10 protein-coding genes are annotated in these 12,490 nt (G+C 33.9%); 3 read left to right on the top strand and 7 right to left on the bottom strand.

Annotated features, from left to right (window positions below):
• The first annotated feature begins 74 nt into the window (after positions 1 to 74).
• From KC460_03735 to KC460_03725, 3 genes are all read left to right on the top strand, one after another.
• Complete coding sequence (locus KC460_03735; GenBank protein MCA9770451.1) at positions 75 to 1,313, top strand: serine hydroxymethyltransferase; 1,239 nt, start codon at positions 75 to 77, stop codon at positions 1,311 to 1,313.
• Between the two features lie 120 nt (positions 1,314 to 1,433).
• The gene (locus KC460_03730) at positions 1,434 to 2,594 is read left to right on the top strand and encodes a hypothetical protein (protein MCA9770450.1); all 1,161 of its coding nucleotides are present in this window, start codon (positions 1,434 to 1,436) and stop codon (positions 2,592 to 2,594) included.
• A 254-nt stretch (positions 2,595 to 2,848) separates the two neighbouring features.
• A complete protein-coding gene (locus KC460_03725; GenBank protein ID MCA9770449.1) occupies positions 2,849 to 4,045 on the top strand; it encodes an oligosaccharide flippase family protein in 1,197 nt (398 codons plus the stop codon).
• Here the strand turns inward: KC460_03725 and KC460_03720 are convergent.
• The 7 genes from KC460_03720 to KC460_03690 form a co-directional block, all read right to left on the bottom strand.
• Positions 3,966 to 4,907: a glycosyltransferase family 2 protein gene (locus KC460_03720; GenBank protein MCA9770448.1), complete on the bottom strand. Its 942-nt coding sequence runs from the start codon at positions 4,905 to 4,907 to the stop codon at positions 3,966 to 3,968. The two genes, KC460_03725 and KC460_03720, sit on opposite strands and share 80 nt — an antisense overlap.
• Positions 4,816 to 5,889: a glycosyltransferase family 4 protein gene (locus tag KC460_03715; protein MCA9770447.1), complete on the bottom strand. Its 1,074-nt coding sequence runs from the start codon at positions 5,887 to 5,889 to the stop codon at positions 4,816 to 4,818. Before KC460_03715 ends, KC460_03720 begins: the two co-directional genes overlap by 92 nt.
• Positions 5,890 to 6,045: 156 nt before the next feature.
• Positions 6,046 to 7,308, bottom strand: a complete 1,263-nt coding sequence (locus KC460_03710; protein ID MCA9770446.1) for a glycosyltransferase family 4 protein — start codon at positions 7,306 to 7,308, stop codon at positions 6,046 to 6,048.
• A complete protein-coding gene (locus tag KC460_03705) occupies positions 7,298 to 8,035 on the bottom strand; it encodes a glycosyltransferase (protein ID MCA9770445.1) in 738 nt (245 codons plus the stop codon). The genes KC460_03710 and KC460_03705 overlap by 11 nt, the downstream gene beginning before the upstream one ends.
• Before the next feature lie 140 nt (positions 8,036 to 8,175).
• Positions 8,176 to 8,901, bottom strand: coding sequence for a hypothetical protein (locus KC460_03700; protein ID MCA9770444.1), 726 nt, complete (start codon positions 8,899 to 8,901; stop codon positions 8,176 to 8,178).
• Positions 8,902 to 8,982: 81 nt separating this feature from the next.
• Positions 8,983 to 10,458, bottom strand: a complete 1,476-nt coding sequence (locus KC460_03695; protein MCA9770443.1) for a glycosyltransferase — start codon at positions 10,456 to 10,458, stop codon at positions 8,983 to 8,985.
• A 199-nt stretch (positions 10,459 to 10,657) separates the two neighbouring features.
• Complete coding sequence (locus KC460_03690; protein MCA9770442.1) at positions 10,658 to 12,391, bottom strand: hypothetical protein; 1,734 nt, start codon at positions 12,389 to 12,391, stop codon at positions 10,658 to 10,660.
• Positions 12,392 to 12,490 lie beyond the last annotated feature (99 nt).

The raw sequence follows: 12,490 nt of genomic DNA, 5'->3' as shown, positions 1-12,490 counted from the left end.
TTTGCGTTATACTTTCCATGAAGCTGTTAATAAATATTTAGGTTAAAGATAACCAAAAATAAAGCGTGAGCGCTATGCTTGAAAAAAAAGATCCAGAATTGTTATGTATTATAAATCAAGAATTGCAACGACAAGAAAATACCATTAATTTAATTGCCTCGGAAAATTATGTATCAAAAGAAATTCTTGAAGCAACTGCATCAGTACTTACGAATAAATATGCTGAGGGCTATCCTGGTAGACGCTACTATGGCGGATGTAAAATTATAGACAAAGCAGAGCTTTTGGCTATTGAACGATGCAAAAAACTATTTAGTGCTGAACATGTAAATGTACAAGCACATTCAGGCTCTCAAGCAAATATGGCAGTTTATCATGCATTACTACAACCTGGTGACACTATTTTAGGCATGAGTCTTTCTGAGGGTGGCCATTTAACTCATGGGCATCAAGTAAATTTTTCTGGTAAATTGTATAATTGCATTGGTTATAAGGTTAATAAGCACACAGAGCAAATCGATTTTGATGAAATTGCTGAGCTTGCACACATGTATAGGCCAAAATTAATTGTTGCTGGCGCTTCTGCCTACTCTCGCACTATTGACTTTGTAACGTTTGCTCAAATCGCAAAGGATGTCAGTGCATATTTTTTAGCAGATATTGCGCACATTGCTGGTCTGATTGCCGCTGGTTTACACCCAAGCCCTATTGGCCATGCAGATGTAGTCACAAGCACAACGCATAAAACTCTACGTGGACCACGTGGTGGTTTGATTATGTGCACAAAGCAACTTGGTGAAAAAATAGATAAAGCTGTTATGCCTGGAATACAAGGCGGTCCATTCATGCATATTATTGCAGCAAAGGCAATCGCATTTTATGAAGCCCTACAATCTGATTTTAAAGAATATCAACAACAAGTGATTAATAATGCGCAAACAATTGCGCAAACATTAGAACAACGTGGCTACCGAATTGTTGCTGGTGGCACTGACAATCATTTATTAATTGTCGATGTGCGTAATAAAAATATTTCTGGAAAAGATGCAGAAATTATACTTGAAAAAACTGGCATTGTGCTTAATAGAAACTGCATTCCTTTTGACCCAAAAAAACCTTGGATAACCAGTGGCATCAGAATTGGTACACCAGCGATTACTACACGAGGAATGAAAGAACAACAAGCACAACAGATTGCTATATGGATTGACCATATCATACAAAATAGAAATAACCAAGAACAACTCAATTACATCAAAAATGAGATTAAGAATCTTTGTACAACATTTCCTATTTATTCACAATATTTCTAAAAAAAAGAAAAATTAAAAAAATTTTGACGTATTAACTCAAAATATCTAAAATACATTGCGACTAGAAATGTTAATTTTTAAACGGCGCATCATTTTTACTAATGTCCAGGGGATATATTTATGAATTTACACAAAAAATATTTTTCTATATTATTTTTATGCTCTAGTATTGTAATTCCTAGTTTTGCTATGAATAAAAATAACATAATAATTCAAAACAATAGATCTGGACAGCCATGTTTCCTTGCAAAGGATAATAATTGGTATTTAGTACAATCTCAGCTAGGTCAGCGCTATATTTTACATGACCAAAAAGAATATGAGCTTAACGAACATGATGGAAAATACTATTTAGTAGGTGATAAATGCTACTGTTCACTAGGCCAAGTTACACAATATGGTAATCAGCAAAATACTGGAAATAACCGATATCCATTAAACAATCAACAATATAATCAACAAAATGTGCAATACAATAATCAACAAAACCTACTAAATAATCAATACCAAGTCATACAATATGGTAATCAACAAAACATGGGGAATAACAACCAGTACCAGTCGAATAATCAACAGCAGAATATGTTGTATAAACCACAAAGTATAAGTAACAATCAATATCAGAATTTTAGCTTATACAACGAAGAAGAATCATATTCTAGCTCTGAAGATGAAGAAAAATCTCCTGCTTTATTTGATTTATATCAAGAAGAGTTCGCTACGCTCAATAATGAAGAAGGAATTGTTGCTATTAATCGATTCACTATTCCTTACTTAAAAAAAGAATTAAAAAATACTAATATAATCACGCAAGAATTAGCAAAAAAAAATTACTTTGAAGGTGTTATAAATTTAGAAACAAAGGTGGCTACTGGTACCATCAAGAGTGATAGCGGTGAGCGTATCCTAGCACAAATATCTGCCAGTGGTTTAATCAGCCTGCTTTATAAGAAAGACCCTAAACAAGATAATTACATAAGTAATCTTGCTCCGATAGAAAAAAAAAATAAAGGCCTTGTTCAAATTATAGGGCAAAAATATCCTCACTTACCTGATACCACTTACAAATTTCATACTGGTTCATTACAGGAATGGAGCAACTTTGGCGCAAAGATGTTCGGCCTTGGAAATACAGATCAGATCTTTTATAAAGTAAACAAACAAGGAACTGAACTGACAGATGAGGTATATAAGAGTAATGATAAATATCATTATCTCAATGGATGTAAAAATATTTATACAATATTAAATGTTATTAAAAAAAATACTAATAAAAAGTAATTATTTAATATAAACATTTATACGCTATATAAAAATATAAAAAAATCCTCAGCAATAAAAATCTGGGGATTTTTTTATTAAACTATTAAGCTGTGTTCTATGCAAACTGCTCAACGTATACAAAGGAATTGGTAATGGTAGTAATTGCTAGAAAAATACTTCACCCCGCGCAGAGCTTATTACAATCACAAGTCATAAAAAATTTTTTTATCTTCTCTTTTGGCTCTTTACTCCGCCAGGGAATATCACTCATTATGTCACCAATAACCTTAAGTATTTTAACACCATCTGATTACGGTCTATTAGCACTAGCCAATTCTTTTATAAGCGTTATAACAGTTTTTGTAGGCATGGGATTACGTCAATCATTTCAACTTGATTATTTTCATTGCACACCGCAAGAGCGTAAAAAATTAATTAACGATAACATTATTATTTATTTGCTTGTTAGCACCCCACTTTTTGTTCTTCTAAGTTGTTTTTATAGAAAAATTAACACAGTTATTTTTATTGATAGTGCTTCATACAAATTGATTTTCATGAGCTTGTTGGTCTCATTTATTTACTTCTTTGTTGAGTTTTTCTATCAAGTTTTAAAATACCAATGCAATGCAAAAAAAATTGCCCTGCTACAAGTAAGTATTGCGCTACTAACTGTTGGTTTAAATGTCTTTTTTCTATTGTATCTACAGTGTGGCGTTGCCAGTATTTTATGTGCACAGGCGGTTGGCATGCTCGTAGTAACTTTTATTGCACTCAAAACATATATTAAAAAAAATTGCTTTGCGTTTTTTGATATGCAGCGCAGCACACAAAATATAACTAACTATATTGCACGGGGTTTACCATTTATCCCAAGCGTGTTATTTGCCTGGATACTAAGCTGTGGCGATAGATGGATCCTTGCACATTATTCAAACTTGCATAATGTTGGTATTTACTCATTGGCAAACAGCTTTAGCCAATTGTTTCAACTCCTTATCTTATATCCAATGACTGCATCATATATTCCACATGTGCTTAATACGTTTGCTCAAAAAAAAGATCAAATACACACACTAGAACAGATTAATAAAAAAACAATGATAGTATGTATGACACTTGTTACAATTACCATTACAGTTGGCTTTATATGCACCAAATCATTTTTATATACCCTGCTACCTACTCGCTATCATGAAGCAATCAATTATATCTGGCTGTTATTAATGGGATATGTCTTTTTATTAGGTACTTATTTTAGCACCATACTTATCCAGTTTAAACAAAAACGTTTATTCACGGCATTTGCTTTTATAACTCCAGCGATACTCAATATTTTGTTAAATATTTTATTGATTCCACACTTTGCCATTTATGGATGCGTTATCGCTACGTTTTCTTCATACGCTGCGTATTTTGCCCTGACACTTTGGTATAATAAGCGCCTAACCCCTGCCAATAACCTTTAAGCGATTCTACATCTCGTGCAACAAACGAACAAAAAAATAAACCTAATACAGACCACCAATGTGCAAAAATTTTAAATTTATTATGTGGATATACGTTTTTAAAAAACAAGTATCTATAGTTTCTTAAAAAGAGTGCTTTGCGTTCGGCAACCTTTGCACGATTTACCGGGCTTTTAATATGTTTTAGTTTTGCTGTCGGATTATAAAAAAGTCTATGGTTTTGCGATACTCGCCAAGAACAATCAACATCTTCTAGATATGCGTATTGACCAAGTTGCTCATCAAATAAATAGTGCAAAAAAATATCACGCCGGTAAGACATACAACATCCGCCAAGCACCTGCACATCTTTAAATGTCGTTGTACCATAGGCATGTGTGGGCATACCAGAAAATGTAAAATTTCCTGAATCATGATCTCGCTGCAATAAAAATAAAACACGTAGCCAACGATGCATATTATTTATTTTTGGCAGTACATTAATAACACACCCCATACCACCAGCATAATGAGTATTGCTCTCAAAGATCGCATCCATTTTTTCAATATAGGTTGGTTCTAAGATTGTGTCATCATCAACAAAGTGGAAAATATCCGCTGATACCAAATGGGCGCCAATATTACGCTGATATGACGTCCCTGCTTTTTGCGTATGTTTATATAAGAGTTTTGTATGTGGAAACAGTTTTTGATCAAATGCAGCAATAAATTCTGCATACTCAATCAATTTTTTTGGGCTGCTATCAACAATAACAAATTCGTATGGCTCTTTAGTTTGTTTGGCTACTGATAGAATCAGATTCAGAATATCCTGCAGCCTGTTGCGAGTACATATTACCAAGCTGCTGCTTAATTTTTGCATATAAATCGCCTTCATCTCCAGCTTTGTACAAAATTACTTCTTGCGGCCTTACGCACACGTTACTCGCAACAACCGGCACACCAAAAAATAATGCCTCTCCTACACTCACACTATCACCATCGCTCAATGTTGGGCGAATAAATAGAGTAACTTTTTTTAATAATGGCCAAAGCTCTTTCTGTCCACACAAAAAATAAACATGCTCATGCAATCCATGTTGCTGTATTTGCTTGTTGAGCTCTTTAAAATAGTTGGCGTTACCAACTTCGCCAAGTGCAACTACCAACCCAATAGCGTTATTTTCATTTCTTAAACGGAGTAATACTTTAATGCATCGATCTACCCCATATAAGTCACGCCCATCATTCATCAGGCATAACTTAAATGCGTTAACCACTAATATATTTTCATGCTCATTTAAAAAATCAAACAGCTGGGTTGGATATGTTCTTAAAATAGTCTCTTCTTGTGTAGTATCTGGCGGCAAAAAAGCTGATTGCACCGACCATTTTTTTGGCCGCATGATACCATTTTTTTTATAGCTTGTTTCAGTTAGATTGCCAATAAAAATCTGCTCGTCAACATGCTGCATAACTCGATTAAGCTCAACACGAAAATCTATCTCTTTTTCATATAAATAACGGCAATTATGCTCAACAAGAACTATTGTATAGCCCAACAAATTTTTTAAACGCGTTATAAATCTCAACTCATTTAATGATTTGTGCAGATACACTGTATGATAAAACAGTATATGAGGCCGATACCACAACAAAAAAAAGAGTAGCTTGAGACGATACAAAAAAAAGAATTTAAAACGTAATGATTGCCCTGTTTCAAAAAAAGCAACTTTATTTTTTTGTGCACGTAATTTTGCAATTACTCGTTTTATATGAATAGAAATACCACCCAAGGGCGGCGGATACCGCCCCAAGATGGCAATTTTTTTATTTGTTACATTATCCCAATAAGTATGCTCCATCGCATAAGAATAGCTTATTTATTCTTATTAGGCAAAGCTTATATCCCCATTTATTATATCTAATTTAACTTGCGTTCGATATTAAAAAAACTTGATAAAACAAAAATTTACAGTAATCTCCCAGGAATAAATAAAGGCAACCAATCAGCAAATGTATTAAACCGAGCAATCAATAATATTTTGTACATGCTGTATCCAAGTGTAGCATGCACATGCTTTTGACCGAGCAACATCACCCAATTTTTTTTGCACTTGAGTATCTTGTTTTACCAACCAGCAAGCAGCTTTGACAAATCCCGGCACATCGTTCGGTTTAACCAAAATACCAACAACACTTTCCCGAGGATTTATTTGTTTTTTAGCAATATCTTCCAAACGCAAAGCAGGATTAATTACCTGTGCAATTTGCTCCAAATCAGAGGCAATAATCGGTTTACCTAAACTCATGTATTCAAACAGCTTTGTGGGAGAACCAAAAAAAGGCGAGCCATCAGGATTTGGTTGAGTTGCCGATAAAAAGGCATCACAGGCAGACAAATATTCACGTGCTTCTTTTGGCGGCACCATCCCAGTAAATGTAGTAACCGAATTTGCAAAGTTATCGTTTACAATTTGATTTTTTATTTTTTGGTGCAGCGGCCCACCACCAATTAACAAAAAATGTACGTCATCTGACAATGCGGCAATACGCGGAATCATTTGCGCAAGTTCATCAACACCGTGCCAATAGGAAAATGTTCCAATAAAACCAAATACAAACTTACTTTCAATGGCTAGCGCTTTACGGACCGTTTCTCTTTTTTTTGCAAGCTTTTCTGGGTCAAAGAGTTGGGTATCAACACCATTTGGATTAACTATAATTTTTTTTTGGTTGACACCACCTTTAACAAGCATATTTCGTATTGGTTGTGAGACTGCAATAATACGATATGCATACGTAATATTTATTCTTTCAATCAGCCTAACCAACCAACGCATTTTTATTTTCTTATTTGGCGACCAGTAAGCGTCTGTCCAAACCTTTGAGCTGTTAAACTCCAAAATCAATTTTTTTCCATACCACCAACCAAGCAACGCACCAGTACAATTCAAGATGCTGTATCGTTGATAAATAAAATCAACATCATGTTTATTACACAAAACTGCCGCTTGCCATGCAAAAAAAATAGTAGAAAAAAGCGCATTCCCCTTACACCCCAAAAATGATAGCCATGCTGGCATTATGAGCTCTACAAAATGATAGATAGGTAATTGCTCTAACGCTTTAAGCATTGCGCTTGAAGCACATACAACACGGTATCCCAGATTATGAAAACCAGTAATAACACCAATTGTATGAGAAACAGATCCACCAGCCATAAGGTCTTTAGCATCAGAATCTGTCCTTATATATAAAATTTGTTTTGCTTCATTTTCCAAATAGATGCCTCATTCTAATAATAAAAAGTGAACCGATCATATGTAGCCCACCACTTACCATTTTTAATTTACTGTCTGGTTTGTCATGCCAGATAGTAGGAATTTCTTTAATGATATACTCAAATTTTTTACATAAATACAAAAGCTCAACATCAAATGCCCATTGACGCACCGTCAAGCGTGAAACAACTTTTTCCAAAACAACACGTTTAAACAATTTTGCACCACACTGATAATCATAGTAGCGCATACCAAATAATAACCAAATCAATGGTTCATATAAAAATTTACTACCATACCGTTTAACTTTCGGACGTGTAGGAACAACGCGTGCTCCAGGCATATATCTACTTGCAATAATACCATCAGCAAGACCGCTCTGCTGCACTAATTCATAAAAACAGCCTGGTGAGGTTGACATATCAGCATCAACAAAACCAATAAGATCGTTATCTCGCGTTAATGCATCTTTGAATCCTGCAGTAATTGCAAGTCCTTTACCAGACTCTTTAAGCTCAATTATATTAATTAAATAATCTGTATACCCTCGCTTTATTCTATTAATAACATCAACTGTTGCATCTGTACAACCATTAAGCACAATAATAAATTCTGTGCTTAACACATGTTCTCTTTTAAGTTTACCATAAAAATCACCATAGCGCTTCAGTGTGTTGATAATACGCTTTTCTTCGTTATGAGCAGGAATAACAATACTGATTCTCACGATGTGTAACTCACATTTTTGTTATCATATTTTTATTTGTGCATACCATACTATTTTTTTTATCTAAAAGATAATATATCCAGGAAATAAAAAATCCCGGCATAAAGCCGGGATCAATGCACACAATTTATGCAAAAAAATTATCTTGGATACAACTGAGCCAACAAACGACGAATGTAATGTTGCTCACTCCTTAAGCGCTCGTTCTGGTCGCCATCTTTTTTACCGCGCGCCGTTACAACAGACAACAGCATTGCAACACGTATGAGCTCCTGCTCTAATTCATCAATATTCATTTCCTCTAACTCTTTCTGTCTCTCAACTTCTGGTTGATATGCAGCTGGTGTTGGCACGTATTCCATACGTGTCACTTCAAAGCTACGTCTCCTCATTCTTTTAGCAACTTTTTCTGAGACAACTGTTGGATTGTGCGTTGTGCGTACGCGCATAAGATACTCATCGCGCACCACTTCATGTTCATCATCAACCAAACGCTCAAGCATTGCTTCTTGTTCGGTTCTTGCCAAAAATGGCTCCATAATTTTTATGTGCACAAAGCGAAAACCACCAGGATGAAACACATAATGATCAACCTTATCACCAAAAGATGGCTCTTTACCTACCGATACAAATAAATGCGTTTCTTTACCCAGAGCCAACGGAATATGCTGCGTCCATCGTTTTACTGCTACACGATGAAATTTACCTGGTATATTATTACCAATACTAAGCGAGTAATAAATCTCTTTGCGATGTTTATTATATAAGAAAAAATCCGCCGAACGAATAAGTGACGACCAATATGCACTTGCTGATGCACATGAAAATCCAACAAGTACAAACACGATACAATTTAAGCTTCTCATTATGCACTCCTCTTTTAGGTTATCAGATTCAACTCTGTATCATCTTCATAATCGTGTACATATTTGTCAATAGTATTGCCTCTAGTATAACTTAAATTTTCTCAACGCAACAAAACTCATATATAACAGAATCAAGCCATGGTAAAAGCGCCTAATTTGCGTCTTTCCGTATTGTCGTCGCTTATAATGTACTGGCATGTCCAGGATTTTTAACTGCAATTTAGCAGCACCAAACAGCAAATCAAAATCACCAAACGGATCAAAATTTCCAAAAAAAGAGCGATTATCTGCAATCAGTTTATAATCTTTTTTCCACAACACTTTAGTCCCACACAACGTATCTTTGACTTTTTGATTCAACGTCCATGAAAACAGCGCACTAAAAAAGAAATTTGCCAACAAATTTAAAAAGCGCATTGCTTCCGATTCCATGCCATAAACCAAACGAGAACCATTAATAAATTCCCCTTTTCCAGAAACAAGTGCTTTGAAAAACTTTGTTAGTTCTTGGGGAGGTGTAGTTAAATCACCATCTTGAATCATCAAAACATCACCATGCGCCATATCAAAACCCTTGCGTACTGCATCACCCTTACCACTTCCATCTTGCACACAAAATCGTATCGCTTTTTCTGGGTACTTTCGAGCAACGCGTTCTATTTCTTGTAGTGTTCCATCCACAGAATGACCATCAATAAAAATCAAGTCTGTACGCGCCCCCATATTCGGACAACTTTTAACTGCAGCTTCGATATTTCCCTTTTCATTTTTACAGGGAATAATAATTGAAACTGTCACATTTTTTTTATGCGGTTCAAATACCTTTGGATCTTGACGCGCAACAATCCATTGATTCAAACACAAACGTGTAAATCCCGGTATACGTGCAATTATCGCATTGCATATCATTGAAACAAGAGGTATATAACATGGTAACAAAGTAAATTCTCCTTGTGTTACCACTTCAAAATCTGCACAATACAAAAAATTAACCAAATCTGCACGAGAAACCCAATTTTTAAATACTGTTTTTCGACGTAAGCCACATTTCTGGGCAAGCCATAAAATGGGCTCCCATACATATGAATAAGAATCAATAATAATACGAGTATGACGATGGCACAGTCTTTGTAAACGTTCTAAAAAATTTTGAACATCATAAAGCTGCATCGTACTGCACGATAAAATAATATAATCAAATGGCGTATCTACTTGTACATCATCAACAATACCTAAAATAAATTCATACTTAGAATACAGCTTTTTTGCTAGCACAATATTATCTGGATTAGAGTCAACTCCAACACCATATAATGGCTTTACCGCATCAAGTAAATAACTATTGTGGCAACCAATCTGTAGAACTCGAGAGCCTGATACAACAGAAAATTGATAAAATTTTTTAAGACGATTATGATAGTATTTATTTTTTTTTGACCAATAATAAGCAGATATTTCTTGTGAAAATATTAAAGTAAGATCTTTTTTAGTCTGATCACCGTATTGCAAATGTGTATATAAAGTATTTCTTTTATTATGTTTTGTTGCTTGCTTCATGTACTCAAATCGTTGCTAAATATTCTTTGAGCTATTAAGCTCTCCACGCATAGCTTTTTAAGAATGTTCTGGCAATGTATTGTACTAGTTTAGTACATACGAAATTTGTAGGCCTAAATATTTTCATATCATTTTTATATTTAACGTCAAGCCCTTTATTATTATACCAATTTGCCCACTATGTATTTGAATAAGAACGCTATAACATGTCTTCTTTAAAAACATATTCTTCAAAAACATAATCTTTTATACGTTGCATTATCTCATTTGGCAAAAAAACACAATCACTTTCTTTACGTTTTTTTATATATCTAAACCAATTACTACGCACCTTGGTATAATCCCTCATTGTATTCTTCATTTCATTATAATACTCATTATTTACAGGTTCATAATAATTTACAAAAAACGCAATATTCATGTATCTTAACATTTTAAAATGCTGTTCACTTATAGACAAGACATACTTACCATTACAACATTTTTTATAAACCCCTCCATAAATTTTTTCGTCAGAACAAATTGTATGTAAACCAGAAAGTATATCATCAAAACTCCAAGTTTTCTCAACACTACCACCAAAACAAATTTTATCATAGTTCGCTACAGTTAATTTATCTGATTTCTGATACTTTTTGTAACAGTTATTAGAAGAATCTATAAAATGATAATGTGTTTTAAGGTTTCCATTTTTTTTCTCTTTCATCTTATAATAATAAGAGCCTATACTTTCTTGTTTTTGCTCGCAAAACATACTCGGTATATGTACAAAACGTGTCTTACTCACATCTTTCTGTTTGTCAAAAACCTGCTTACCAAAAAGTACTGCTGCATGATCAAAAAAAAGCTGTAGCATCTGCTTACTAGCAGTTAGTTTTATTCTTCTATTTTTTTTTCTAGTCAAAATACCATCTTTCAATGCGTTATGTAATACATACAAAGCATTATATTTGAAGTCAGTTTGAAAATGTATTATCTTTGCCAAAAATTTTTCTACGCCATTTTCTATATCAATAGCTTTGTTTGTACTAATTTTTTCTTTTTTACGTCTATAAATCTTTCTGATCAGACCATCAAGTTCGTACCCATCAATATTCTCTACAAAAAAAGAAAATGCTTGTGGGCTAAGCTTTTGTTTAATTTTCATTTGATGCTTATTACCTACTTGGTTTCGCTTATTATATATTTCACGAACTTCTTCTCTCCCCCATGCATCAAATAAATACATTGTATAATTTCGTAGATCAACAATAAACTTTTCATCAAAATCATGCAGATCTTCCTTCATTTTTTTTAATTTTCTTTGCGCTTCTTCTAATTGTTTTTGTGAAAATAAAGAACTGAAAAAAAAGTGTATTAATGACATTTGTGCGCTCTGATTATTCAGATCACCAAATAATGCTGTAATCTTATTTATTTTTCTTTTCATCAACTGCACATAAAAAGCTGGTTCCACCAGTGATTCATATTCTTCATCATTAGAAAAAACCGATTTCGATTGATCATCATATAGGCGTATAATATCTTCAGTGGTAAACTGATCACAACCAGGATACAATGGATATATTGGTTCTTTTTCAACTTTCTTTAAAATCTCTTGCTTAAGAGATTCACAGTCACTACTAGTATCAATTTTTATATGAGCAAATGTACCTATGGGAAAAAACAAGCATGATGCCAGACTACCGCTAGCACAGATTCCAGCGGTCTTAAAATTTCCTTTATATGCACTGTAAATACCACTAACTAAAAAAGCTCCAGCTGCAATAGCAGGTATAATATATTGCTTAAGACCAACTTGTTTTTTATGAACTTCTAAAGGATTACAAATAGGTTTAAAAATCTTTTGTAAATAGTTTTTTTGTGCTTTAAAAATACGATGCGATTGAAATTCAACACCATCACTCCAGATAACTTGTTCTTTCTCTTCCATCGCATATAAAAAGCCTGCTGCGAAAGTAAATGCACGGGTGGCTTAAAAGCCACCGCTTTTCATAGCCCTTCAAAAGTTTATTGATTTTTAATGTACTCC

The organism is Candidatus Dependentiae bacterium (assembly GCA_020431705.1).
GTDB lineage: Bacteria > Babelota > Babeliae > Babelales > Vermiphilaceae > JAGQHQ01.
This window is presented reverse-complemented; position numbering and strand designations above follow the sequence as displayed.

Excerpts from the sequence above, each read along its gene's own strand:
- KC460_03715 (MCA9770447.1), bottom strand. The coding sequence starts at position 5,889 with ATGGAGCATACTTATTGGGATAATGTAACAAATAAAAAAATTGCCATC.
- KC460_03725 (MCA9770449.1), top strand. The coding sequence starts at position 2,849 with ATGTCACCAATAACCTTAAGTATTTTAACACCATCTGATTACGGTCTA.
- KC460_03695 (MCA9770443.1), bottom strand. The coding sequence starts at position 10,458 with ATGAAGCAAGCAACAAAACATAATAAAAGAAATACTTTATATACACAT.
- KC460_03720 (MCA9770448.1), bottom strand. The coding sequence starts at position 4,907 with ATGCAAAAATTAAGCAGCAGCTTGGTAATATGTACTCGCAACAGGCTG.
- KC460_03690 (MCA9770442.1), bottom strand. The coding sequence starts at position 12,391 with ATGGAAGAGAAAGAACAAGTTATCTGGAGTGATGGTGTTGAATTTCAA.
- KC460_03735 (MCA9770451.1), top strand. The coding sequence starts at position 75 with ATGCTTGAAAAAAAAGATCCAGAATTGTTATGTATTATAAATCAAGAA.
- KC460_03730 (MCA9770450.1), top strand. The coding sequence starts at position 1,434 with ATGAATTTACACAAAAAATATTTTTCTATATTATTTTTATGCTCTAGT.
- KC460_03700 (MCA9770444.1), bottom strand. The coding sequence starts at position 8,901 with ATGAGAAGCTTAAATTGTATCGTGTTTGTACTTGTTGGATTTTCATGT.